General features: G+C 57.8%; 25 protein-coding genes. 13 read left to right on the forward strand and 12 right to left on the reverse strand.

What is annotated here, in order from left to right:
- Positions 1-10: 10 nt before the first annotated feature.
- From NW839_RS01275 to NW839_RS01285, 3 genes are all read right to left on the reverse strand, one after another.
- Positions 11-709 (reverse strand): cofactor assembly of complex C subunit B, encoded by a 699-nt coding sequence (locus tag NW839_RS01275; RefSeq protein WP_414350276.1) that lies wholly within the window; start codon positions 707-709, stop codon positions 11-13.
- Between the two features lie 105 nt (positions 710-814).
- On the reverse strand, positions 815-1,348 hold the full coding sequence (locus tag NW839_RS01280; protein WP_011431781.1) for a thermonuclease family protein: 534 nt from the start codon (positions 1,346-1,348) through the stop codon (positions 815-817).
- A 202-nt stretch (positions 1,349-1,550) separates the two neighbouring features.
- Positions 1,551-1,679 (reverse strand): hypothetical protein, encoded by a 129-nt coding sequence (locus tag NW839_RS01285; RefSeq protein ID WP_414328685.1) that lies wholly within the window; start codon positions 1,677-1,679, stop codon positions 1,551-1,553.
- A gap of 492 nt (positions 1,680-2,171) precedes the next feature.
- On the opposite strand from NW839_RS01285, the gene NW839_RS01290 reads away from it, so the two are divergent.
- Both NW839_RS01290 and NW839_RS01295 read left to right on the forward strand, forming a co-directional pair.
- A complete protein-coding gene (locus tag NW839_RS01290) occupies positions 2,172-2,759 on the forward strand; it encodes a lysostaphin resistance A-like protein (RefSeq protein WP_414328684.1) in 588 nt (195 codons plus the stop codon).
- A 174-nt stretch (positions 2,760-2,933) separates the two neighbouring features.
- Positions 2,934-3,725 (forward strand): alpha/beta hydrolase, encoded by a 792-nt coding sequence (locus NW839_RS01295; protein WP_414342726.1) that lies wholly within the window; start codon positions 2,934-2,936, stop codon positions 3,723-3,725.
- Positions 3,726-3,804: 79 nt separating this feature from the next.
- Here NW839_RS01295 and NW839_RS01300 read toward each other — a convergent pair whose 3' ends face one another.
- On the reverse strand, positions 3,805-4,860 hold the full coding sequence (locus NW839_RS01300) for a hypothetical protein (protein ID WP_414342724.1): 1,056 nt from the start codon (positions 4,858-4,860) through the stop codon (positions 3,805-3,807).
- 292 nt (positions 4,861-5,152) lie between these two features.
- Between NW839_RS01300 and NW839_RS01305 the strand changes: the two genes are divergently transcribed.
- Positions 5,153-5,803: a peroxiredoxin gene (locus tag NW839_RS01305; RefSeq protein ID WP_414350274.1), complete on the forward strand. Its 651-nt coding sequence runs from the start codon at positions 5,153-5,155 to the stop codon at positions 5,801-5,803.
- Between the two features lie 170 nt (positions 5,804-5,973).
- Here NW839_RS01305 and scpB read toward each other — a convergent pair whose 3' ends face one another.
- On the reverse strand, positions 5,974-6,471 hold the full coding sequence (scpB, locus tag NW839_RS01310) for an SMC-Scp complex subunit ScpB (RefSeq protein ID WP_414350273.1): 498 nt from the start codon (positions 6,469-6,471) through the stop codon (positions 5,974-5,976).
- A 171-nt stretch (positions 6,472-6,642) separates the two neighbouring features.
- Positions 6,643-8,799 (reverse strand): NAD(P)H-quinone oxidoreductase subunit 5, encoded by a 2,157-nt coding sequence (locus NW839_RS01315; protein ID WP_414350272.1) that lies wholly within the window; start codon positions 8,797-8,799, stop codon positions 6,643-6,645.
- 336 nt (positions 8,800-9,135) lie between these two features.
- Between NW839_RS01315 and NW839_RS01320 the strand changes: the two genes are divergently transcribed.
- Positions 9,136-9,492 (forward strand): single-stranded DNA-binding protein, encoded by a 357-nt coding sequence (locus tag NW839_RS01320; RefSeq protein WP_414350270.1) that lies wholly within the window; start codon positions 9,136-9,138, stop codon positions 9,490-9,492.
- A 25-nt stretch (positions 9,493-9,517) separates the two neighbouring features.
- On the opposite strand, the gene NW839_RS01325 is transcribed toward NW839_RS01320, so the two are convergent.
- Entirely contained in the window at positions 9,518-10,300 is a 783-nt protein-coding gene (locus NW839_RS01325; RefSeq protein WP_414350269.1) for a cobalt-precorrin-6A reductase, read from the reverse strand.
- 64 nt (positions 10,301-10,364) lie between these two features.
- Here NW839_RS01325 and NW839_RS01330 point away from each other — a divergent pair, with 64 nt between their 5' ends.
- The 3 genes from NW839_RS01330 to ispG are packed head-to-tail and all read left to right on the forward strand — an operon-like array spanning position 10,365 to position 13,026.
- Positions 10,365-10,880 carry a bifunctional nuclease family protein gene (locus NW839_RS01330; RefSeq protein ID WP_011431791.1) on the forward strand — a complete coding sequence of 172 codons (516 nt, stop codon included), beginning with the start codon at positions 10,365-10,367 and terminating at the stop codon, positions 10,878-10,880.
- A 45-nt stretch (positions 10,881-10,925) separates the two neighbouring features.
- Positions 10,926-11,747, forward strand: coding sequence for an MOSC domain-containing protein (locus NW839_RS01335; RefSeq protein ID WP_414350267.1), 822 nt, complete (start codon positions 10,926-10,928; stop codon positions 11,745-11,747).
- Between the two features lie 49 nt (positions 11,748-11,796).
- A complete protein-coding gene (gene ispG, locus NW839_RS01340) occupies positions 11,797-13,026 on the forward strand; it encodes a (E)-4-hydroxy-3-methylbut-2-enyl-diphosphate synthase (protein ID WP_414343922.1) in 1,230 nt (409 codons plus the stop codon).
- A gap of 69 nt (positions 13,027-13,095) precedes the next feature.
- On the opposite strand, the gene NW839_RS01345 is transcribed toward ispG, so the two are convergent.
- A complete protein-coding gene (locus NW839_RS01345; RefSeq protein WP_414350266.1) occupies positions 13,096-13,524 on the reverse strand; it encodes a hypothetical protein in 429 nt (142 codons plus the stop codon).
- A gap of 87 nt (positions 13,525-13,611) precedes the next feature.
- Between NW839_RS01345 and NW839_RS01350 the strand changes: the two genes are divergently transcribed.
- Complete coding sequence (locus tag NW839_RS01350) at positions 13,612-14,283, forward strand: hypothetical protein (protein WP_414350264.1); 672 nt, start codon at positions 13,612-13,614, stop codon at positions 14,281-14,283.
- 205 nt (positions 14,284-14,488) lie between these two features.
- Positions 14,489-14,785, forward strand: a complete 297-nt coding sequence (locus NW839_RS01355) for a DUF2470 domain-containing protein (protein WP_414350262.1) — start codon at positions 14,489-14,491, stop codon at positions 14,783-14,785.
- 19 nt (positions 14,786-14,804) lie between these two features.
- Here NW839_RS01355 and grxC read toward each other — a convergent pair whose 3' ends face one another.
- Together grxC and polA are read right to left on the reverse strand one after the other, a co-directional pair.
- A complete protein-coding gene (grxC, locus tag NW839_RS01360) occupies positions 14,805-15,065 on the reverse strand; it encodes a glutaredoxin 3 (RefSeq protein WP_011431797.1) in 261 nt (86 codons plus the stop codon).
- A gap of 92 nt (positions 15,066-15,157) precedes the next feature.
- Positions 15,158-17,953, reverse strand: coding sequence for a DNA polymerase I (polA, locus tag NW839_RS01365; protein WP_414350261.1), 2,796 nt, complete (start codon positions 17,951-17,953; stop codon positions 15,158-15,160).
- Between the two features lie 352 nt (positions 17,954-18,305).
- On the opposite strand from polA, the gene NW839_RS01370 reads away from it, so the two are divergent.
- The 4 genes from NW839_RS01370 (at position 18,306) to cpdA (ending at position 21,693) form a co-directional block, all read left to right on the forward strand.
- On the forward strand, positions 18,306-18,989 hold the full coding sequence (locus NW839_RS01370) for a polysaccharide deacetylase family protein (protein ID WP_414350259.1): 684 nt from the start codon (positions 18,306-18,308) through the stop codon (positions 18,987-18,989).
- A gap of 63 nt (positions 18,990-19,052) precedes the next feature.
- Positions 19,053-19,811 (forward strand): PspA/IM30 family protein, encoded by a 759-nt coding sequence (locus NW839_RS01375; protein WP_414350257.1) that lies wholly within the window; start codon positions 19,053-19,055, stop codon positions 19,809-19,811.
- Between the two features lie 263 nt (positions 19,812-20,074).
- On the forward strand, positions 20,075-20,599 hold the full coding sequence (gene psbP, locus NW839_RS01380; protein WP_414329451.1) for a photosystem II reaction center PsbP: 525 nt from the start codon (positions 20,075-20,077) through the stop codon (positions 20,597-20,599).
- A 299-nt stretch (positions 20,600-20,898) separates the two neighbouring features.
- Positions 20,899-21,693, forward strand: a complete 795-nt coding sequence (cpdA, locus tag NW839_RS01385) for a 3',5'-cyclic-AMP phosphodiesterase (RefSeq protein ID WP_414350255.1) — start codon at positions 20,899-20,901, stop codon at positions 21,691-21,693.
- On the opposite strand, the gene NW839_RS01390 is transcribed toward cpdA, so the two are convergent.
- Together NW839_RS01390 and NW839_RS01395 are read right to left on the reverse strand one after the other, a co-directional pair.
- Positions 21,690-22,514 (reverse strand): ABC transporter permease, encoded by an 825-nt coding sequence (locus tag NW839_RS01390; protein ID WP_414350254.1) that lies wholly within the window; start codon positions 22,512-22,514, stop codon positions 21,690-21,692. The genes cpdA and NW839_RS01390 overlap by 4 nt on opposite strands.
- Positions 22,511-23,079, reverse strand: a 569-nt coding sequence (locus tag NW839_RS01395) for an ABC transporter permease subunit (protein WP_414380446.1), incomplete at its 5' end; no start/stop codon positions are given. The genes NW839_RS01395 and NW839_RS01390, both read right to left, overlap by 4 nt.

Below are 23,079 nucleotides of genomic sequence, written 5' to 3' on the forward strand. Positions count from 1 at the left end.
GAGTGTGCCCTCACCCCCCAGCCCCTCTCCCAGGGGGAGAGGGGAGTAGGGTGGCTGCTAGCTTGTCGGCAATGGCGGCAATCCAGGTTTGCTCCTGCCGGCTGAAGCTGCGTGGGGTATCGCTCCCCAAAATCAAGCACCCTCGCTGGCCGATGGGCTGGCACAGCACGGCCTGGGATCCGGGGGGCAACAGGCCATCGAACTCGGCGCGGGCCGGGAACAGCTTGAGATCCACCAGATAGACGGGTCGCCCCGTTTGCAAAACCCGCTGCAAAACGCTCTTGGGCTGAATGGAGGGCATCTGGCCGGGGTTGGCCAGGATCCCCCGTTGTAGGAGGGTTCGCCCACCCACCCAGATCACCACGGTGCGGGCGGCGGTGGTGCTGAGCAGGGTATGGGAGGCCCAAGCCAGCTCCAGTTTCTCGCTTTCGGAAAGATCGGGATGCCAATCACAGCCGGGGATCCCCTGCAGGGGGGCCGTTTGGGGTGGAAGAGGCTGGATCTGCTGCCACAGCAGGCCGGTCAGGATCAAAACGGCGCTGAGGAGGATCCCCAAGGCATCTGAACGGGACTGGCTGGTAAGCAATTCCGGCGTAAAGGCCAGTCGATTAATAACCAAAAGGACGCTGCCCAAAAGGCCGGTCACCAGAGGCAGCCGCCTCACCCAGCGATTGGGATCCCTGGGGGCTGGGGTGGGTTCAACCGTCAAGGCAGGCTAGGCATAACCTAGAGGAAGTAACGGGAGAGAAGGGAGAAGCTCTTTCCTCTCTGCTCCCTTGAAGATTAAAGAACTGAAGTTCAGTATAAAGCCAACTCAGAGACGGCTCCAAATGCCAAGGCGCTCCTGCTGGGCTTTTTCTTGTAGGCCACCGTAGTAGCTGTCGTACTTGATGTTGTGGCTGTAGGGGATGATGCGGGCCAGGCCATTGCGCACCAACATGGCGTTCATCTGATGGCCTTCTAACCAGACATAGGCCTCCACCAAGCCCGTAGCATCTACGTTGCGCAGCAACTTATCCCCTTCCAGCTTGACGGTGCGGTAGAGGATGCGCTCCCGCATCAGTTCAATGGCTTGCTGGTAATAGGGGTTTTCTTCCGGGCTGAGACCCTCGATCCCGGCCAACCGGATTAGGCGCATCTTCTGTTCCCCTTCGATTTGCACCACTAGGGTGTCGCCGTTGACCACCCGCACCACAACCGCATCTGGGTAGCGATCGAAGCGGTGGTTGTCGAAGTAGAACGGGGTATCGGGAACGACCCGGGGCTCTCCAAACCCGTGGCTGGGAAGGACGGGTATGGCCAGAAGCAATCCCAATGCAGCAGAGCCGAGAGCAATACGCTGGAACATGACCTTAATTCCCCACTTTGGACGCAGCCCCCTCTTCTTTTCCCGCCGGGGAGTTTCCGGTGGCAACGCTCAAAGTGTAATGGTAGCGGCAACTCTCCAGAAAACAATCCCACCGCAGATTTGAATTGGCCAGCAGTAGATCCGCCGTTGGTTGGGTTGCCCAAGGCTCCCAGGCGACTGAGCCATTCCTGCTCGCTTTTCTTCAGTTCCCCGGCTCTCCCCGCAGTTGCTGGGCAAATTTGTCGGCGAACTTGTCGCTGTCGAAGCGAGCCTGCGCGTTTTGAATGGCTTGGTGAATGCGCCGCTCGGTCGCGTCCGTGGTGCGGAGCACTTTGCACCCATCTCGGGTGTGGGTATTTGGGGTATAGCCGGGCTGAGGGTAAAAGCTTGGAAGCCCTTCTCTACTCTAAGCCTTGAATCACGTTTTTCTTTCTGCTTCTCCCAAGGCGGCTCCGGCGGTCGTTGCCAAGGTATTAAAAGTTCCACGGCTCCTGCTCTCTTTGGGAGACATTCTGAACTCAAAAAGAGGCTCTGGGGTGGTTATTTGTAGAACCCAAGCTACTACGCGGGTACAGCGGGGCAAGTTTCCGGAGAGGTTATCAAGCGCTACACAGAGGCTCAGAAGACAGAGCAAGGGGGCGATTGAGTCCCTTTGGTCACACTCAAGGCTCATATCCATGCTGGCTTACAAGCTGAGGCAGTTTTGAGGGACGCTCTGTAGCTGCTGTCAACCTGCCGTGAACCTAGGACCGCTGAGATAAACGATGATAAAAACAGCAGCTGCTGTTAACCCTCCGGACTTCGAAGCCTAGGGATCCCCTCCATGACTTCCCAGATTCAGCCCTGCACACGCGAACAGATCTTGAATGGAATGGGCATCACCACCCTGTTTTCGGCTCTCATTGTGGGTCTCTGGATCTGGCTGGGATCCTCCTTTCCCGTGCCGTTTCGCTGGGATCCCCTGGCCTTGGCGTGGGGGGCAGGGCTGGGACTGGGGGTGGCTCTGCTCAGCGGCGGGGTTTACCGGCTCTGGCCAGCCTATCGTCGGGCAGCCACTGCCTACTTACACTGGGTGGCGGATCCCTTGCAGTGGGGAGATATCCTTTGGGTGGGCCTGCTGCCGGGCTGGAGCGAGGAATGGCTGTTTCGCGGTGTGCTGCTGTCAGCTCTGGTGGCCAGCCCCTTAGGGTGGACAGGCGGGATCCTGCTGAGCGGCCTCTTGTTTGGCGCCTTGCATTGGCTGGGATGGCAGGGCTGGCCCTATGCCGTCTGGGCCAGCGGGGTTGGTATCCTCATGGGGATTGGCTTGTGGCTGTCGGGAAACCTGTTGGTCACCATTGTCGCCCACACCCTTGTCAACTGGATTGGGGTTTGTGCCTGGAAATGCTTTTTCTCTCAAGCGGAGCCCTGAAGGATGCAGTTTTCCTGCTCCCCTCTTCCCTTATGGGAAAGGGGTTGCCTGTAAGCAGCGCAGAACCTTGGGCAAGTGCCGCAAATTGAGCTTAACTTACTTGTCGATGCCTTCCTGTCAATGCCCCACCGAGATCTCCTACAACTAGTTTGGGGATCCTTCCCATGGCTGCGCGTGGGGCGATCCTTGCTGCTGGTCGGGCTGGTGGTGTACGGCTACCTGCTCTGGCTGGGCTGGTTTCAATCGGAGCGGCTGATCTTTCTGCCCCAGCCCGCCAGCTATCGAGATGGGGATGCCATTCTCAAGCTCACGACCTCTGATGGGCTACAGATTTCAGCGGTACATTTGCCCAATCCCGCCGCTGCCTACACCCTCCTCTACAGCCATGGCAACGCCGAAGACTTGGGGGATATCCTGCCCCGCCTGGTGGGCCTGCAGCAGGCTGGGTTTGCCGTCTTGGCCTACGACTACCGCGGTTACGGCACCAGCGAAGGGATCCCTTCCGAGGCCGGCGCTTACAAAGATATCGAGGCCGCTTACACTTACCTAGTTGCCCAAGGGATCCCGCCGGAGCGGATCTTGGTCTATGGAAGATCAGTAGGGGGCGGGCCCTCGGTTTACCTGGCAGCGCAAAAACCAGTGGGCGGCCTGATCCTGGAATCTACTTTCGTGACTGCCTTCCGCGTCTTGACGCGCATCCCGCTGCTACCTTTCGATCGCTTCGACAACCTCAGCCGCATGGCCAAGATCAATTGCCCGCTGCTAATTTTGCACGGTACCCAGGATCGTCTAATCCCCTTCTGGCATGCTGAAGCCCTTTACCAAGCAGCACGGGATCCCAAACGCTTGGTGCCCATCGAGGGAGCCGATCACAACAACTTGCTGCAGGTGGCCAGAGAGCGCTATGTCACCATCCTGCACCAATTCGTAGCCGAGCTGGTGGATCCCAAGCTGCAGGCAGGCTGAGCAGCAACTGCCAATGTTCCCTTCCTTGCGTAACTGGGAGGTCGCGAGCGGGAATAGGAATGGTGGCGTTAACTGGCCTTTAAGCTTTTTGAGCCAGCAATTCTTGCAACAGATTCTGCGCCGTCTCCATAAAGCGCATCACATCGGGATGATGGCTCCAGATGGGGTCATTTTCAGGAAAAACCTCCAGCGAGAACATACCCTGCACTGCCTGGAGGTAGGGCAGCAGGACGGCATAGCTGGCCTGGCTGAGACCAGACCTCAGAACCTTATCCAAGAGCTTGAGCATCTGCCGTACCAGCTCCCAGCTCACTTTCAAAGGGGGGTAGAGCATCACACAGAGGGGAAACAGCTCCTGCTGGATAGCCGCCATGCTGCCTTCTAGGGCACAGAGGCCCAAGTACACCTGAAACATCTCCACATCGCGGATGCTGGAAATCCGCACGTTCAGATCTGTCAAAGGACCGCTTTCGCAGTGATAGTCCGGAAAACGTTGGGCTACCTCGGCACAAATGGACTCTGCCACGCTGGTAACCAGGGGCAAGAGCTCTTGAATAGCAGCCAAAGGCGCAGAAAAGTGATCGCCTGCCTGGGCGGCAGCGGCCTCGTACATCCTCTGCAAAGGCATGTACAGGTGGTCATCCATAACCTTCAAGTAGGGGTGGAAGAGACCCCGCTCCTGGGGCAGCAGAGCCTGCAGGACCATTTGCCCCGTGTAGTGAAATTGCATGCTTAAAAAGCCAAGTACCCGCGGATCCGGCTTGCTGTAGCGAGCCCGCAGCTGGCCACAAGATGGCGCGATCTTTACCGAAAAGCGGGCTGGTGAGAGGCCCTCCCCACAACTTGCTGCTGCCTTTTCAAATAACTCCTGGGAATCCTCGGCAATTTGCCAGGGATCAATCAAGTCCGGATCCAGCCGCTGCCTCGGTATTTCAGCAGCCAAGAGCCGCTCCGTCTTCGCCCAGGCCTGGGAGCTGGCAAAGCGCAAAGATCCCTTCACCTTGTCAGCTAGAGGGGCGCCTGGCAGCTCGCCCAAGGCAGCCTGTGCCCGTAGCTTGTCTACATATTTTTGCGCCCACAGGGTGGCCAAGCTGCAAGGTGTAACGGTTTCTGCGTCTTGCCTCAATTCTTCCATGGCCTACCTTACGTCAGAGGATCTAGTGCTACCTAGCATACTTCTAGGGGGCTACCGCTGCAGCAAAGAACTTAAGGAACGTTAAGATCCGCGCAGCAATTGTTTACGTTCTGCCTGGGCGCAAGGCGTCAGGGAAGAGGAGGAGCACTCCCTCCCGCCAGCAAGAATCTTAAAATCACCTGCAATCCGCTCGGAAAAGTGGAGTTATGTGGCAAGATCGGAAGGGATCGGGTCGAAGGATCCGGATCCCTGTCTCACCGGATTGAACCCTTTTACGGAGGATCAAGAGCGTATGTCTCTCCGACTTGGCGATACTGCTCCCAATTTCACGCAAAAGTCTACCCACGGCGAAATCGATTTCTACTCTTGGGCCGGGGATAGCTGGGTGGTGTTGTTCTCTCACCCCGCCGACTACACGCCGGTCTGCACCACGGAGCTAGGCACTGTTGCGAAGCTGATGCCCGAATTTGAAAAGCGGGGTGTGAAGGTGATCGCCCTCAGTGTGGACGATGTGGACTCCCACGTCGGCTGGGTAAAGGACATCGAGGAAACCCAGAACGCCACTTTGACCTATCCCATTTTGGCAGATGCAGACCGCAAGGTCTCTCAGCTCTACGGCATGTTGGATCAAACCAACCTCAATCAAGAAGGGCTGCCCCTGACGGTGCGCTCGGTGTTCATCATCGATCCCAACAAGAAGATACGCCTCATTCTTACCTACCCGGCCAGCACAGGCCGCAACTTCGACGAGCTCCTGCGGGTGATCGATGCCCTACAGCTGACGGATAAGTACAATGTCGTCACCCCTGCCGACTGGAAAGACGGTGACGATGTCATCATTCCGCCTTCGCTGAAAGATCCGGAAGTGCTGAAAGAGAAGTTCCCAAAAGGCTACAAGGAAATTAAGCCCTATTTGCGGGTCACCCCTCAGCCCAACAAGTAGAAGTCTCAGCAATCGAACCTACTTTCGGCTGATCCCTTCTCTGCCGAAGCTGCGCTCCCCTCGATTTGGATCCCCGACCAGGGGATCCTTTTTTATTTCAAGCCAGATTGAGACACTTTCCCTTTGGGAGAGAGGAGTTAGGGATCCCTCATTTTGCAGTTGGGGAAAGTTTATTCTTCGGGGAAAGAAGCCGCCTCTGCTGCTTTTTTGGCCAGCTCATCTACTGTGAAGTAGCGATGAAACTTATCGGTCACCCGCAACCAAGGGGAACGGCAGCCTTCTTTGCGATAGCGGGTAACGAAGCCTTTTTCTACCAGCTCTGCCACGTGCTGATAAGCACCTTGGCCGCGCAACTCCACCAACTCCGCCTGCGAGAGGGGGCCACGCAGAATGATGGTGGCCAGGGTACGGGTGGCACCCACCCCAATCTCAGGGGGCAAGAGCCGGTTGGCCAGCTCCAAAAACGGCTCCCGCAACTGCAGGGCAAACCCTTCCCCCACCTGTAGGACTTCCAGGGCAGAATCGCGATGGGCATAGTCTTCCATTAATTCCAGCAGCGCATCGTAGGCTTCGTCGCGACTGCAATGGGCCAACTGGGCCAGGGCGGATAGCTCCAGGGGCTGCCCTTTTAAGTAGAGGATCGCTTCGATCTGATTTTTCAGGGCCAAGACACGCTCCCTCTGACCTTGCCTTTCCGCCAACAAGGGATGCGAAATCGACTTAAGAGAACGCGGGGCCATTGCAACAAGGGATCCGCTTAACTTGCTCCGTAGCATAGCAGCAGTTCTAGGCTGAGGGATCCCTTGGCCAAGCGGGCCGGATCCATCCTCGCCTTCGAGCTAGAACCCTACCCCTGATGCCACCACCATCACCACCACCGCCGCAAAGATAATCAAGGCGTAAAACTGGGCCTTGCCGCTCTCCAGGTATTTCATCGCCTCGCCGCTCACCATGGTCACCAAGCCCGTCAGGTTGACCACACCATCCACAATGCGGCTGTCCACCTCCAGCGCCTCCCGTGCCACGAAGCGGGTGCCCTGCACAAAGACTCGCTCATAGAGGTCGTCAATGTACCACTTGTTGAGGGAGAAGTAGTAGAGCGGCTGCAGGCTTTGGGGGAAGGTGCCCGGGTCGATGCGCTTTTGCCAGTAGATCAAGCTGGCCAAGGTGATGCCGATCAGCCCAATGCCCACGGAGCTACCCGCCATGATCAGAAACTCTGCCCAATCGAAATGGCCCGCCAGCACCTCCTGCCACTCTGCTGCCACCAGCGGCAAAATCGAGCCTGCCTCTGCCACAGACTCAGTCGGTGGGTGGATGAAAGCTTCAAAGAAGTTGGCAAAAGGGGTACCCACCAGGCCAATCAGCACAGAAGGGACGGCCAGAGCCAACAGCGGGAAGGTCATCGACCAAGGGGACTCATGGGGCTCTGAGGCATGGGCATCTCCGTCGTGCAGGTTTTCGTGGGCTTCAGGATGGCTGCTGGGCTGGGGTTTTTCTTGAATGTTCATGGCTCCAGGGCCAAAGGCCGGCTGTTTCCCCGCAAAAACGTAGGCAAAAGCCGGCACAGGACGGCCGTGGCTGATGGCCACCTCCTGCCGCAGTCTCAGGTTGGTGCCGCGAAACTCCCCTTCGAAGGTGAGGAAGTAGATGCGGAACATGTAGAAGGCGGTGATCCCGGCGGTGAGGAAGCCCACCCCCCACAGAGCTGGGTTCCGTTCGAAAACAGCGCCCAAGATCTCGTCTTTAGACCAAAAGCCGGCGAAGGGCGGGATCCCACAAATGGCCAACGTGCCGATCAAAAACGTGATGGCCGTAACCGGCATGTATTTGCGCAACCCCCCCATCAGGCGCATGTCTTGGGCCAAAACCGGGTCATGGCCGACCACCGCTTCCATGCCGTGGATAACCGAGCCAGAGCACAAAAAGAGCATCGCCTTAAAGTAGGCGTGGGTCATCAGGTGAAACAGGCCCGCCCCATAGGCGCCGCACCCCATGGCCATGACCATGTAGCCCAGCTGGGAAATGGTGGAGTAGGCCAAGCCCTTTTTGATGTCATTTTGGGTGATGGCAATGCTGGCCCCCAAAAAGGCCGTGCCCGCCCCTGTCCAGGCAATGATGTCCATAGCCACCGGGATCCCTTCCAGCACCGGGAACATGCGGGCCAAGAGGAATACCCCAGCCGCCACCATCGTCGCCGCGTGGATGAGAGCCGAGATAGGCGTGGGACCTTCCATAGCATCCGGCAACCACACATGCAGCGGGAACTGGGCCGACTTGGCCACCGGCCCCAAGAACACCAACACCGCAAACAGGGCAATCAAGCTGCTGCTCACTGCCCCGCTAGCCAGCATCTCCTGCAAGTTGCGCCCGATCTCGTCAAACGCGAAGGTGCCGGAAATCCAGTAAAAGCCCAAAATGCCCAACAGCAGGCCGAAATCTCCCACCCGGTTGACCACAAACGCCTTTTGCGCTGCTTCTGCCGCTGCCTGCCGGTCGTGCCAAAAGCCGATGAGCAGGTAGGAGCACATCCCCACCAGCTCCCAGAAGATGTAGATCTGCACCAGGTTGGGGCTGACCACCAAGCCCAGCATCGAGGAGCTAAATAAGCTCAGGTAGGCGTAGAAACGCACATAGCCGGGATCGTGGGCCATGTAGCCATGGGAGTAGATCTGCACCAGAAAGGCCACCGTGGTCACCACCACCAGCATCATGGCGCTCAGGTGATCCACGACAAAGCCCATGTCCACCGAGAAGGATCCCGCCTGGGCCCAGGTGATGGTTCTGAGGACGGTTTCGTGCCCTTGCACCTGGCTGACCAAAAGGGCAAAGGCATGAACCATCGCCGTCCCGGTCGCGAACACGCTCAAAAAGGCAGCCAGAGAGCGGTTGGCCCTTGTCCAGGCGTTGAACATCAGGATACCTAAGCCGAGGAGAAAGGCTGCCACCAAAGGATAGACGGGGATCAACCAGGCGTATGTGTAGATGAATTCCATGGGAAATGCTTCCGAATGCGTCCTCTCACAGCAACGAACCTGCTCTGCTAGCCCTGCAATTGGCCGGTGGGAGTGTCTGGTGGGCTGGCATTTGCTCAACTGCTTCTGCCATTGTAAACTTTTGCGACAGAGTGCGGATCCGGATCCCGAGCATCAAGTCCATCACAGCAGAGGCTTTTCCCAGAGATCAATCGGGATCCCCGCAGCTAAATCTGTAAATATCCTAAAGAATCGGCTCTGAGCCCAAGCTGACGGTCGCAAGCAAAAAGATGACAGGGATCCCTTGCCAACGCTACAACAAAGGCTAGATCTACTGGCGGTCTGGAGAAACTACCCATGAGCTTGAACCTGGTGACCTTGGTGGGGCGAGCCGGCATGGATCCGGAGGTGCGCTACTTTGAGTCAGGCAAGGTGGTCTGTACTTTTAGCTTGGCGGTCAACCGATTCCGCAAAGGAGAAGACAAGCCCGATTGGTTCAGCCTAGAGTTGTGGGGCCGCACTGCCGAGGTGGCCGGAGAGTATGTGCGCAAAGGCAGTCTTATCGGAGTAACGGGCAGCCTCAAGTTCGATCGCTGGAAAGACAAATCCACCGGAGAAGAGCGCCAGAGGCCCATCATCGCTGTAGATCGCCTAGAACTGCTGGGATCCCGTCAAGACCGCGACTCCAACCTGCCCCCCGAAGAGCCGTTTTGACCCGTTGGACTGGAGCTGGGCAACCTCAAGGTCCCGCTCCTTCCAAGCATCGCCTGCATTCCTGCACCACCTCTGTCAAATCCTGGCTGCACCAGGGATAGTCCAACGGGGGTCGCCGGATCACCCACAGAGGGATCCCCAGGGTTTTGGCCACTGCCTGTTTGATCCCCAGCCCACCTGCTTCCCCAGAAGCTTTGCTGATCACCACCTGAGGGCTGAGCTGTTGCCAAAGCTGTAGTTCCTGCTCCAAGCTGAGGGGTAAGCGCATCCCAATCACCCGCTCGGCAGGGATCCCCGTTTGCACCGCCTGGGAAACCGATTCCGGCAGCACCCGCGCCCACAGTTGGCAGCGGTCTTGCCAAGGTACAAACAGGGGCAGGGCCTTCACTCCCACCGTCAGCAGCACCCGCCGCCCCGCCAGCACCGCCTCTGTGAGCACCCCCTGCCAGTCCGGCACCACCTGGACCCAGGGATCCAGCTCCAGAGGAGGGCGTTCGTAGCGCAGGTAGGGGATCCTCAGTTGAGCCGTCACCTGGATGGCCAGTTGCGAGATTTGCTGGGCAAAAGGATGAGAGGCATCCACCACTACGCGGATCCGGCACTCTTGCAGGAATTCTTCCAGAGATGGCGGCGAAAATCGGGTGACCACCACCTGACCGGGCAAATCCTGATACAGCCTTCTAGCCCCTTCGGTGGTGACGGTTGCCACCCAAGGGATCCCCTGCCGGCTGAGGGCGTCGGCCAAGCTGCGGCTCTCGCTAGTGCCCCCGATCAAAGCCACTTCAACTGGACTACCAACTGAGCTCATGGTGTGTTGCCAAACTTTGACGCCCGTAGATACGATCAAGATCACCGGCTGGAGGCAATTGCTCATGATCGAGATGCATGTGGCTGGGATTGCGGTCGATGCCGTCAACCAAAACCCCATTGTCATCCTGCGCGATGGCAGTGAGCGTCGTGCCCTGCCCATTTGGGTGGGAAAAGCAGAGGCCAACGCCATTTTGCAGGCCCTGGACGACCAAAAGCCACTGCGCCCCATGACCCATGATCTCATCCTCAACTCCTGGAAGACGTGGGGGATCAAGCTGGAGCGAGTCATCATTCACGCGTTGCTGGATAACACCTTCTACGCGGTGCTCGTCACCGTGAATGGTGACAAAAAACAAGAGATCGACTGCCGCCCCAGCGACGCCATTGCCCTCGCTCTGCGGGCCCATGTTCCCATCTGGACGGTGGAAGAGGTCATTGCGGAAGCCTCGATCCCCATGAACCAAGATGCCGACGAAGCAGAGCGGGAGGCCTTTCGCAAGTTTGTAGAAAATGTAACCCCCAGAGACTTTATCCGCAGCTACCCCATGACCGACCATCCCACCGAAGCCGACAGTTAAGCAGCTAAGGCGGATCCCACCCCCAGGGATCCCGGCAGACAGGCCATGCCCCAGGTTGCCAGGTTAACGGTCTATCCCATCAAGTCCCTGGATGAGATCCCTCTGTCTGAGGTGAGGCTGACGGCGGGGGGAACTTTGGAAGGGGATCGCCGCTACGCCCTCTTGGATGCGGAGGGGAAGCGGGTGAACGGCAAACGCCATGCTGCAGTCCACCGCCTGCGTGCCCGGTTTGATCCCCGGTTGTGCCGGGTGCAGTTGTGGGGGGAGGGCAAGGCGGCTCAGTTTGACCTGCAGCAGCAGCGGGATGCTTTGCAGACTTGGCTCAGCGATTGGTTCGGTTTTCCGGTGCAACTGCTGGAGGAGCCTCTCAGGGGGTTTCCGGATGATCCCTATGCCAACGGCCCCACCCTGATCAGCACAGCCACTCTGGAGACGGTGGCCGGTTGGTTCCCCAACTTGACCCTGGAAGCGGTTCGGCAGCGCTTTCGCATGAATATCGAGCTGTCGGATTGCTCTGCCTTTTGGGAGGATCGGCTCTTTGCCCAGGCAGATCAAGGGGTGCGCTTTCGCATTGGGGAAGTGGAGCTGCTGGGCCTCAACCCCTGCGCCCGCTGTGTGGTGCCCACCCGGGATCCCCTGAGCGGAGAGGCCTATCCCGGTTTTCAAAAGCACTTCGTAGCGCAACGGCAGAAAACCTTGCCACCCTGGGCCGAAGCCAGCCGCTTTGACCATTTCTATCGCCTTGGAATCAATACGTGGATCCCGAGAACGGAGGCGGGCAAGCACCTGAGGGTTGGGGATCCCGTCGAAATCCTCGGGGTTGAACCCCTCAGCCTTTACCCTGAGCTGAATCGAACCCCAGGTTAGTTTCCGACCTACAATCAAGCTAGAGCAGCTCTTTTGGCTTGACCAAGCTATGCAAACCCTGGATCGGCCCAACGCCCCCACCCAGCAGCCCTACCCAGAACCGGTCTATCCCCGTCGCCCCACCCGCACGGTGGCCGTAGCTGATGTGTTGATCGGCAGCCAGCACCCGGTGGTGGTACAGTCCATGATCAACGAGGACACCCTCGACATCGACGCGGCAGTGGCCGGGATCCGCCGTCTGCACGAGGCAGGCTCAGAGATTGTGCGGGTTACCGTTCCCAGCATGGCCCATGCCAAGGCGATGGAGGCGATTCGGGAGAAGCTGATCCAAACCTACAAGCCCGTGCCTTTGGTAGCTGATGTCCATCACAACGGCATCAAGATCGCCCTGGAGGTGGCCAAATACGTGGACAAGGTGCGCATCAATCCAGGGTTGTTCGTCTTTGAAAAACCTCAGCCCGGTCGCACAGAATATACCCAGGCGGAATTTGAGGCCATTCGTAACAAAATCCGGGAAACCTTCACCCCCCTTGTCCAGACCCTCAAAGCCCAGAACAAAGCCCTGCGCATCGGGGTAAATCATGGATCCCTGGCAGAGCGGATGCTCTTCACCTACGGGGATACGCCTGAGGGCATGGTGGAGTCGGCCCTGGAATTTGCCCAAATTTGCGCCGAGCAAGACTTTCACAATGTGGTGCTTTCCTTCAAGGCTTCCCGCCCGCAGGTCATGTTGGCGGCCTACCGTCTAGCAGCCCGTCGCTTCGATGCCCTGGGCCTAAACTATCCCTTCCACTTGGGCGTCACCGAGGCGGGCGATGGAGAATATGGGCGCATCAAGTCGGCGGTGGGGATCGGAACCCTCTTGGCTGAAGGGATCGGCGACACGATTCGGGTTTCTCTCACGGAAGCGCCAGAGAAGGAGATCCCGGTGGCCTACGGCATTTTGCAAGCTCTGAACCTGCGCAAAACCATGGTGGAGTATGTGGCCTGCCCTTCCTGTGGCCGCACCCTGTTCAATTTGGAGGAGGTGCTGCAGAAGGTGCGCGCCGCAACCCAGCACCTGGTGGGGTTAGACATTGCCGTGATGGGCTGCATTGTCAATGGGCCGGGAGAAATGGCCGACGCCGACTACGGCTATGTGGGTAAAACGCCGGGGGTGATCTCTCTCTACCGCGGCAAAGAAGAAGTGAAGAGGGTGCCGGAATCGGAAGGCGTGCAGGCGCTGATCGACCTGATCAAAGCCGATGGGCGCTGGGTGGATCCCCCTTCTTCCCATTAACTCTGCTTCCCCCTCAAAAAGCGACCTGTCCAGCCATCCTGCCGCGCTCTTGCTTCGCTCAGAAACTGGCTAGTGGCGTTTGCCACGCAGGGCTTTGGCGCGGTTGTTCACCTGCCTTACAAACAGAGGCAGCAGGTGCGCCCGGATATATTCAAACGCTGCTTGCAGACCTTCTTTTTCGTAAATCAGGCCGATTTCCGCTTCCACCTGCGTGGGATCCCTGAAGGCCGACAAAAATTGATTGGAGGTCAGCCAAGTGAAGAGTTCTGCGCGATTCAAGTCACAACTGGGCGGGGAAGGCACTTGCCAGTCTTGAGGTGGCCCAAGCAGCCACTGCCGGGCAAACAAGCTCAACACCGCATCCCCCAGCCAAGCCTTGTCTCGACGGGATCCCTCGTCCAATTGGGCCACCTGCTGTCTGATGGCCTGGCTGGTCGAGGAGCAATGGGATCCTGTCAGCATGGAAATGGGAAGTGTGCAAGAACTGGCAGCAGACAAGCCCGGCGGCAAAGCGCCCCTGCCTCATTTTAAGATAGGGTCTGGCCCGTTGCAGGTGGAGTGTGGCATTGTGAGGATCCTTGGAGCATGTTGTTGGAGCTAACCCCAGAAGAATGCGAATCGGTGATTCCGGTGGTGCCAACGCGCCTTCAGTATGCGGCTTACTGGAGCGATGCCCTCAAGAGCACGGGCCGCATCATCACGGCCATTTTGGTGGGTGTGGCGTTGCTGGTTCTCTCTCGCGCTTTCGGCGAGGGATCCTTTCTGGGGGCAATCGCCTTCCTGGTCGGGATTCTCTCGTTGCTCTATCCCTTCCTGTGGGGGCCGCTCTATACCATCTCCCGCCGTCAGCTAGCCTTTCGCGAGATTCCCTATGGGGGATTGTTTTTTGGGCAGGTGTTGCGCACTCGCCGCTACGAGGTGGTGGTGGAAGAGCGAGAAAAGCTGGATGAAGAGGGCAACTTCTACATTGAAGAGGTGCGGGAGCGCCAGTTTGAGATGGAAATTGGCGATGAGACCGGAGTCGTCTATCGTGTGCGGGCCAAGGACGATCCCCGCTACAGGCGAATTGTCAAAAAGCAATCGGTGCTCGGGTTGGTGAAAGCCTATTCCCGCGATTTGCAGCGCCGGCCCACCTTGAGCGAGGTCTATGTGGTCAAGCTGGGGGAGTGGGTGGGAGATGTCTCCTATCTGGATCGGGAGGCTTTTTTGGATATGGCAGATGAGCTGTTGGAGCTACAGGCCCAAGGACAAGCTTGATCCCCTGGATCCCTGATGTTCTCTGGGATGGAGGGGAAGGGATCCCTGCCTTTTTATTCTGAAACCTAAACGGCTGCCTATCCGGGAGCGCCGCTTTTAACGCTGGGTTAGCCGCATTATTGTACTGGCCAGGGGTAGGGTTGGGTAGTTTACTGTGGACTGGCGGGAGCTTTAAACTGAGGGCTGTAAGCTAAAAACAACTGCCATGGGCGATCCTCTCACCCCCCAAGTTAGCGAGCGCATCTGCAAGCACATGAACGAAGATCATGCCGATGCAATAGCCCTCTACGCCAGGGTCTTTGGCCAGGTGGAAGGAGTTACCCAAGCCTGCATGCAGGCCATTGACCCGGAAGGGATGGACTTGCGGGTGCAGGTCGACGGGGCCGTACAAACGCTGCGGATCCGCTTCGACCACCCCCTGCGGGACTCCGAGGACGCCCATCAAACCTTAATTGCCATGGTGAAGCAGGCTCGCGCTCAAGTTAAACAGGCTACAAAGTGATGAGAGATACAGTTGAGGCTTAGCTGGCCTGCTGTAGGAGCAGATCCAACTGGCCGCGAGCCTCTAGCGCGTAAAGATCGTCGCAGCCGCCGATATGCTGGTCGTTGATGAAAATTTGCGGCACCGAACGGCGGCCGTTGGCCCGCTTGGCCATTTCCGCCCGTGCTGCCTCGTCTCCATCGATGGCGTACTCGATATACTTCACGCCTTTGCGATCCAGCAGTTGCTTAGCCCGGATGCAAAAGGGACAAAAACGCCAGGTGTAAATCTCAACAGTCATAAGAAAACAACAAACGCTTTTACATAGCTTAACATTTTCACGGAGCCGGGATCCCTTTCCTTGCAAACCTGGGGTTTTCTGCCTCCCATGGTCTAGTTGGCTTCCTTCCAATTGTGGCCAATTTGGATATCCACCACCAGCGGTATGGAGAGGGGCACTGCTCCTTCCATTTCCCTTTGGATCAGCGGTTTTAGGGCCTGCCATTCCGAGGGATCCACCTCAAACACCAGCTCATCATGCACTTGCAGGAGCAAGCGGGAACGAAAGTTCTGCAGCTTTTGCCGCAGGCGCACCATTGCTACTTTGATAATGTCCGAGGCGGATCCCTGAATGGGAGCATTCACAGCTGCCCGCAATTCCGCTTGTTTGCGATGGCCTGTCAGACGAGACAAATTGGGAAAATAGCGACGGCGACCCAAGATCGTTTCTACATAGCCATGCTTTTCCACAAAGGCTTCAGTGGAGCGCAGATAGGCAAAAATGCCGGCGTAGCGCTCGTTAAATCGCTGTAAAAATTGCTTGGCTTCCGACAAAGAAACCCCCGCAGTGCGGGCAAAGCGCTGCGCTCCCATGCCATAGATCACCCCATAGTTGATCGTTTTGGCCAGGCGGCGTTCTTCGCTGGTTATTTCCTGTTTTTCCAGGAGCAGGCGGGCGGTCAGGGTATGCACATCTTCCCCTGAGCGAAAGCCTTCCAGCAAGGCAGGTTCTTGGCTGAGGTGGGCCAAAATGCGCAGCTCAATTTGAGAGTAATCTGCTGCCGCCAATAGCCATCCCTCTTGGGGAATAAAAGCTTGTCGAATCCGGCGACTGAACTCGGTGCGAATGGGAATATTTTGCAAGTTGGGGTTTGAGGAGCTGAGCCTGCCGGTGGCAGTAACGGTTTGGTTAAAGTCGGTGTGGACTCTGCCGGTATCGCTTCTTACCAGGGCAGGCAGAGCATCCACATAGGTCGATTTCAGCTTGGCCAAGGTGCGGTATTGCACGATGGTTTCGATGAGAGGATGATCCCCCTCTAGCTTTTCTAAAACTGAGGCATCAGTGGAATAGCCAGTAGCCGTTTTGCGGGTTTTGCGAATGTCCAATTTCAGCTTTTCAAAGAGCAGGGATCCCAGTTGCTTGGGAGAATTGAGGTTAAAGGTTTCTCCAGCCTGGGCATAGGCTTTCTGCTCCAAACTTTGCAGCTCTTGTTCCAGCTCTTGGGAAAATTGCCTCAGAAACTCGGTATCAATGCGAATGCCGATCCACTCCATCTCTTCCAGAACTTGGGCCAAGGGCAGCTCGACCTGAATAAAAAGATCCCACAGGCGCGGATCGGTTTTCTGTAGCTTTTCGGCGAGGATCGGCACCAGACGATAGGCACAATAGGCGTCGGTTCCACAGTATTCTGCAACTTTGGAAATCGGGATATCGGCAATGGACTGTTCCTTGCCCAGCAACTTTTTGTAGCTGGTGGTCGGCAAATTCAAATGGGTGGCTGCCAAATCGGCCAAATTGTGGCTGGCTTCTGGATCCAAAACGTAGCTGGCCAACATGGGATCAAACTGGATCCCTTGCAGGCGGATCCCGTGGGCGCGGAAAATGCTCAGGTCGTACTTACAGTTTTGTAGGCTTTTGGGTCGGTTGGGATCTTCCCAAAGGGGTTGCAGGCTTTGTTTCACCAGCTCCCAATCCAGGTTGGATCCCTGGCGGTGGCCGATGGGCAAGTAGGCGATATCTCCCTCTGACCAACAACAGCCGATCCCCACCAATTGGGCATCCCGTGGATCTAGACTGGTGGTTTCAGTATCCCAAGCTACAATCCCTGGGCAGGCCAACAGCTCTTGCCGCAAAAGCTCCAGTTGCTCCGGCGTATCGATGATGCGCACCGCCGGCAGAGAAGGGACGGGATCGAGGGCAAAATCAAACCACAGGGCTTCGTCAGGAGCGTTTGCGGGATCCCCGGTGGGATTAAAAGCGCCAACCACCTCTGCCTCGGTTGGGATCCCCCCCAAAGCCGTTTGTATTTTGCGCACTTGGGCGATGAAGCTGTGAAACTCCAATTTTTCCAGCAGCGGCAGCAATTCTGCTTGATCAAACCCGGTTAATTTCATGCTCTCCCAGTCGGGAGAAAGAGGAACGTCGCATTTGATCCGAGCCATAAATTGCGAGTGATGGGCCGCCGGGATCCCTTCTTTGAGGTATTGCTGGACTTTTCCTTGGATCTCGTCCAGGTGGTCGAAAATTTCATCCAAACTGCCGTAGCGCTCCAGCAGCTCCACAGCTCGCTTGGGGCCGATCCCTTTCACCCCGGGAATGTTGTCAGAAGGGTCACCACAGAGGGCCTTATAATCCACCACCTGCCAAGGCCAGATGCCCAATTTTTCTTTCACTTGTTCGGGGCCAAACTCGCTGATGCGATCTTTGCTGTTGAGGTGCAAAACCCGAACTCTTCCATCGGTATCGATCAACTGGAACAGATCTTGATCGCCACTTAAGATCTGCACCCGGTAATCTTGGGGGGCTAGCCTACTGAGGGTGCCCAAAATGTCATCGGCTTCAAAACCAGGCACCACCAAAATCGGGATGCGTAGTGCCGTCAACACCTGCTTCAGGTTCTCCACATCTTCGATAAACTCCGGTGGCGTTTCCGGGCGGCCTGATTTGTAGGTTTCGTCGGCCTCGTGGCGAAAAGTGGGCTGCCGTGTATCAAAGGCAACGGCTACATGGGTAGGGGTGTATTTGTCCAAGACTTCTAACAGCGATTTCAAAAAGCCAAAGCTGACGCTGGTGGGGATCCCAGTGGAAGTGCGCAACCCCCCCTCGCGGCTGTAGGCAAAGGCGTAGAAGGAGCGATAGGCCAGAGAGTGACCATCCACCAGCAGCAGTGTTGGAGTTTGCCAAGCCATCAGCTGATACCTTGAGGGTGAATCTAGCCTATCGGATCTGGGCTATGGGCAGAAGGGATCCCACATCCGTCTCAAGAACTCGAGCGGCGGGCTGCTGCCGACACCCAATGGCAACTTCTGTAATCACAATCTGTAGGCACAATCTGTAGGCACAATCTGTAATCACAACTGGCTAGGACGAGATCCAAAAGCCCATCGACGGGCCCGCCAACCCTGATTTCCGTTTTGCGGGCTACAATGCTCATGCCCATTTTTTCAATTGGTTGGCTCAATCGGCAATACCTAAATTTGTTACCCAGTTGATCACCCAAAGCATTGCCCTCTGGTTCTGGACAAAATACAGCCCACCACAATGCTCTTCTCTTCTCAGCAAATCCTGCCCCCATCTCTCTACCCACCCCTGCATTGGGGCCTCAAGACCCTCTTTCCCGACGGCCTGTGGGAGTTGCCGGCAGATCCCCATACCCAGCGGGTGGCTCTGACCTTTGACGATGGCCCTCACCCTGAGTACACCCCTGCTTTGTTGCAGGTTTTGATGGATTTTCAGGTGCCGGCCACGTTTTTTGTGTTGGGAGAACGGGTGCAGCGCTGGCCCCACCTGGCCCGTCAGATCCGCCAACAAGGCCACCGCATTGGCCTTCACGGCTGGCAGCATCGCCCTTTTACCGAGCTTGCCCCTGGAGAGCTTTATCAGAGCCTGAAGCGCAGCCAAACCACCCTCGTGGCTGCCTGTGGCGGGATCCCTGACGATTATCGGGCTGTGCGCCCGCCCAATGGCTTGTTTTGGCCGCAGACGCTTGCGGATTTGCGCCGTTGGGGCTTTTGTCCGGTGATGTGGAGCGTGGTGCCTGAGGATTGGCTGATCCCACCGGTATCGGTGGTAGTGGAGCGGGTGCTGGCCCAGGTGCGGCCTGGCTCCTTAATCGTGCTGCACGATGGGGTACAAGGAGGAGCCCAAGTGGTTGAGGTAACGCGGCAGTTGATCCCAACTTTGAAGAAGCGGGGATTTGAATTTGTCCACTTGCCGGATCCCTGAGATCTTTCCAGTTGGGGAGAAATTAAATACAGTAGAGGCACGCGTAGGCAAGAGGGTCAAGCCATGGGCGCACGCAAGATCATCTACGGCATTTTTGGGCAACGGGCCGGCAGCGTCATCGTCGGAACTTGGAACTGGCTGTGGGGGATCCCGGTGGAGAAAGGTGGCACAGGGGCGGTGATGGTGGCGGAAGAATCCCTACGCACGATGCAGGAGACGGTTCAGCGTCTCACGGAAGCCGTTGCCACCCAAGTAGCCGCCTATCAGCGGGCTGAGCAGAAGTACATGCAAAAGGTGCGGGAGTACCAGGCCCTGGAGAACAAAGCTCGCCTGGCCGCCCAACGGGGCGATCAAGAGGCTGCCCGTCTGGCTATGTCCCAAGCGCTGCAAATTGAGGCCATTCTCGGCCCCCTTAAGGAGAACGTGGAAACTGCCGAGCGCTACGTCAACGCCGCCAAGCAAAAGCTGGCCCGCGAGAAAGAGCGATTGGCCGCTTACAAGAGCGAGCTGAGCAACCTCAAAGACATCAACGAGGTGAACCAAGCTCTGGAGCAGATGGCCCGCGTCAACAATTCCTACAACATCGACTCGGCCAAGTCGCAATTTGAGGCGGCGAAGAATGCTATCCAGGCTCGCCAGCTCAGATCCCGAGCCATGAGCGAGCTCTCGGAAGATCGCAGCGAGCAGATTGCTGCCCAATTGGATGAAATGGCCATGGACGATGAAATCTCCCGCCGCTTGGCAATGCTCACCGGCCAAGGAGGTGCCCAGGCCAACCCGCCGCTACCGGATCTGGATTTCGAGAAGCGGCTCCCCCAATAGCGGCAGTTGCTTCCAAGCTTGGGGATCCCTCGCTTTTCAACCCACGTCGGCAACCCCGCTGCTAAGTTGCAGGGGGAGTTTTCCGTTGGGAATTGACGGTCAACGGGCTAGAGGGAGTGCGCTCGTACTAGGATGATAAAGGAACAATAGGCAACCCATCTGAGGAGAGGATCCCAGCAATGTCAGCAGCACGAGGCGCGCATTCTGCCCGATCAGGCCTGTGGCCCACTTACGCAACCAGCCCGTGGCTGTCTAGAGCGCTGTTGCTGCTCTGTGTCTGCCTCAGCTTGGTGGTCGGTGCCTGTTCCGCAGGCTCTAACCTACGGGCCTACAGGGATCCCAGCGGAGCCTTTGCTTTTGCCTACCCCAATGGCATGGTGGCGGTCAATCTTGGGCCGGGGAAAGGGCCGGTGGTACTCCTGCGCGACCTGGTGTACGAGACCGAGAACGTCAGCCTGATGATCGCCCCGTTTGACAAGGGGGAGACGATTGCCGATTTGGGCAGCCCGGATGAGGTGGGGCAGTTGGTGGCGGAGAAGATCATTGCTCCTGAGGGATCCGGTCGCTCGGCCAAGCTGTTGTCTGCCGAAGCCTTTGAGCGGCAGGAGCACCCCTATTACCTGCTGGAATACCAAACCGATATGGGATCCCAGCTTCGTCATGAGGTGGTGACGGTGACCGTTCGGCACCATCGCCTCTACACGCTGACAGCCTCTACCCAAGAATCCCGCTGGCCTCAGGTGCAGGCTGCTTTTAGGAACGTGGGCCGCTCTCTGAATGTTTCCTGAGGCTTTCTCAAGGGGTTGAACCGGGTTGTAGGCCAGGGCTGAGCCCTTTAAGACTGAGTTGTGGTCATTTAGGTTGGGGGCGAGACGCCTGGCCTACAGGGGAAAGCCTTGTGGTTCCCTGCATTCAACATTTTACTTGTGGTTCCCTGCATTCAACATTTTAGGTGTGGGTGCAGTGTCCTAGCTTGAATCGAAATGACCCTACCTACTGGTTCCAGCCGGGCCATCTGGTGTTAAAACGTAAAACGGTAGTGTTTTAAACCTGCGGAGATGGGATCCCACCCTCTTGGGCCTGCTCTATGACCGTATACGTGGTTCAGATCAGCGACCTGCATCTGTTTGCCAAGCCCCATCACCGGCTGCTGGGGGTGGACACGGAAGCCTCTTTCCTGCAGGTGCAAAAGGCCATTGCCGCTCTGGATCCCTTGCCGGATCTGCTGCTGCTTACCGGAGATCTCTCTCAAGATGGCAGTGCGGCATCTTACGCCCGTTTGAGAGCCCATTTGCAGGCTCTCCCCATCGATACTTACTGGTTGGCAGGCAACCACGATCGCCTGCACAACATGAACCAAGAGCTCCACGCCGAGCGGCTATTCGGGGACAAGAGCTTCAGCCGGGAAAATTGGAGTTTTATTTTGTTGAACTCCCTCGTGCCCGGCAAAGACAGCGGTTACCTGACGGATCGCACGCTGCTGTGGCTGAGACAGGAATTGCAGCGGAGCAAAGCTGCCCAACACCATGTTTTGTTGGCCCTGCACCATCCCCCTTTTTCGGTGGATTCTGCCTGGCTGGATCAAAGTGCCCTGCAGCAGCCAGAGCGGTTGTTTGGGGTTCTGGACGAGTTCGACCACATCCGCCTCGTTGTATTCGGCCATATTCACCAAGACCTGCACCGCCGGCGGGAGGGGGTTGATTACCTGGCTTGTCCCTCAACCTGTGTGCAATTTCGTCCCAAGAGCCCCCAGTTTGGCCTGGAGGTAATTCCCCCTGCCCTGAGGCAGATATGGTTGGAGCGAGATGGCAGCTTCAAAACTCAGGTTCAACGGGTGGGAGCTGCTCTGCAACGGCCCAACCTGGCCCTGAAGGGATATTAGCTCTCCCCCTCTTGAACCTCTGTGGGGGGTAGCCCGATGGCCTGCCCCAAACAGACGCTGGCCCCCAGCAAGGCCAACCACCCCGGCAGCAGCGACAGGAAGGCCACTGCAGCCACCAGGGTATTGTTTCCCCCTTGCAAAAGGCTGTAGAGCAGCATCGGCAGCGTGAGAACCCGCCCACCGCCGACGAAGAAGGTGAGCAAAAATTCGTTCCAGGAGATCAAAAAGGCAAATACCGCCCCAATGGCTGCCCCAGGGGCAATGAGGGGCAACGTTACCTGCCACCACACCTGCCAGGGATCCGCCCCCAAACAGCGGGCCTGCGCCTCGTAGCCGCGGTCGAAACGGGCGAACACACTGCCCATCACCAGAGCCATGTAGGGAATGGTGGGGATCAGATGCACCAAAACCACCGCCAGCAGGGTACTGTCCAGCCGCAGGCGAATCAGCACCCCTTGGATGCCCATCAGCACAGCCAGAGGAGAGGTGATGATGGGCAATAGCAGCAGCAGGCGCAGCCAGGCGGGCACAGGATGGGTGCCCAAAACTCGCCCTGCCGGGATCCCCACCCCCAAGGCCAGCAGGGTGGTAAACAGGGCAATTTGCAAGCTCTGGCCGAAGGCTGCCCGGAACTGGGATCCCCAGCTCAGCAGTTGCTGCCAACCGGCTATGCTCCATGCCCGGGGCAGGGCATCGGGAAAATACCAGGCCCGCGTGAAGGCCCAAAGGGCCAGCACCCCAAAGGGCAAAGCCCAAAGGAGGGCCACTCCGGCCACCCCAAGGCGGAGCAGGGATCCCCCAATCCATCTGCGTCCTTTCACGGCTTTCTCCAAGGACTCCGTCCCGCTGAGCCAAACGGCAGCTGCAGAAAGGATACTCTGGCTGCAAACAGCCCTCCGATTAGGCTGACCACCGCTGCCGAGACAGCCAGCAGGATGATCCCCAGCGCCACCGCCTGCTGCCGCTGCTCCAGGTTGATGTGGGTGAAGCGCTGATAGATCAGAACGGGCAAGGTGCGCGGGTGGGTGGGCCCTAAGAGCAAGGGAACCTCAAAGGCGCTGAAGACAAAGCCGAAGATGAGAATCCCGGTGGCCAGCAGCCCCGGCCTCAGCAAGGGCAGCGTTACATACCAAAACGTCTGGGCGGCAGAAGCCCCCAGCAGCCGAGCCTGTTGCTCCAGCTCGGATCCCATCCCGCGCAGCAGCGTCAGCGCCACCAGAGCGGCAAACGGGATCTCCTTCCAAAGCCAATAGAGCAACACCCCCACATAGCCGCGGTCGTTCACCCACAAGGGAAAATCCTGATCCGAGGCAATCCAGCCCAGTTGGAAGGCCAGCCGCGCCAGCCAACCGCTGGGCCCCAGCAGCAGCAGCATCCCCGCCCCCC

It is taken from the genome of Synechococcus sp. R5-15 (assembly GCF_047462035.1).
Taxonomy (GTDB): domain Bacteria; phylum Cyanobacteriota; class Cyanobacteriia; order Thermostichales; family Thermostichaceae; genus Thermostichus.

Excerpts from the sequence above, each read along its gene's own strand:
- NW839_RS01280 (WP_011431781.1), bottom strand. The coding sequence starts at position 1,348 with ATGTTCCAGCGTATTGCTCTCGGCTCTGCTGCATTGGGATTGCTTCTG.
- NW839_RS01290 (WP_414328684.1), top strand. The coding sequence starts at position 2,172 with ATGACTTCCCAGATTCAGCCCTGCACACGCGAACAGATCTTGAATGGA.
- NW839_RS01300 (WP_414342724.1), bottom strand. The coding sequence starts at position 4,860 with ATGGAAGAATTGAGGCAAGACGCAGAAACCGTTACACCTTGCAGCTTG.
- NW839_RS01305 (WP_414350274.1), top strand. The coding sequence starts at position 5,153 with ATGTCTCTCCGACTTGGCGATACTGCTCCCAATTTCACGCAAAAGTCT.
- NW839_RS01315 (WP_414350272.1), bottom strand. The coding sequence starts at position 8,799 with ATGGAATTCATCTACACATACGCCTGGTTGATCCCCGTCTATCCTTTG.
- NW839_RS01320 (WP_414350270.1), top strand. The coding sequence starts at position 9,136 with ATGAGCTTGAACCTGGTGACCTTGGTGGGGCGAGCCGGCATGGATCCG.
- NW839_RS01325 (WP_414350269.1), bottom strand. The coding sequence starts at position 10,300 with ATGAGCTCAGTTGGTAGTCCAGTTGAAGTGGCTTTGATCGGGGGCACT.
- NW839_RS01330 (WP_011431791.1), top strand. The coding sequence starts at position 10,365 with ATGATCGAGATGCATGTGGCTGGGATTGCGGTCGATGCCGTCAACCAA.
- NW839_RS01335 (WP_414350267.1), top strand. The coding sequence starts at position 10,926 with ATGCCCCAGGTTGCCAGGTTAACGGTCTATCCCATCAAGTCCCTGGAT.
- ispG (WP_414343922.1), top strand. The coding sequence starts at position 11,797 with ATGCAAACCCTGGATCGGCCCAACGCCCCCACCCAGCAGCCCTACCCA.
- NW839_RS01350 (WP_414350264.1), top strand. The coding sequence starts at position 13,612 with ATGTTGTTGGAGCTAACCCCAGAAGAATGCGAATCGGTGATTCCGGTG.
- NW839_RS01355 (WP_414350262.1), top strand. The coding sequence starts at position 14,489 with ATGGGCGATCCTCTCACCCCCCAAGTTAGCGAGCGCATCTGCAAGCAC.
- grxC (WP_011431797.1), bottom strand. The coding sequence starts at position 15,065 with ATGACTGTTGAGATTTACACCTGGCGTTTTTGTCCCTTTTGCATCCGG.
- polA (WP_414350261.1), bottom strand. The coding sequence starts at position 17,953 with ATGGCTTGGCAAACTCCAACACTGCTGCTGGTGGATGGTCACTCTCTG.
- NW839_RS01370 (WP_414350259.1), top strand. The coding sequence starts at position 18,306 with ATGCTCTTCTCTTCTCAGCAAATCCTGCCCCCATCTCTCTACCCACCC.
- NW839_RS01375 (WP_414350257.1), top strand. The coding sequence starts at position 19,053 with ATGGGCGCACGCAAGATCATCTACGGCATTTTTGGGCAACGGGCCGGC.
- cpdA (WP_414350255.1), top strand. The coding sequence starts at position 20,899 with ATGACCGTATACGTGGTTCAGATCAGCGACCTGCATCTGTTTGCCAAG.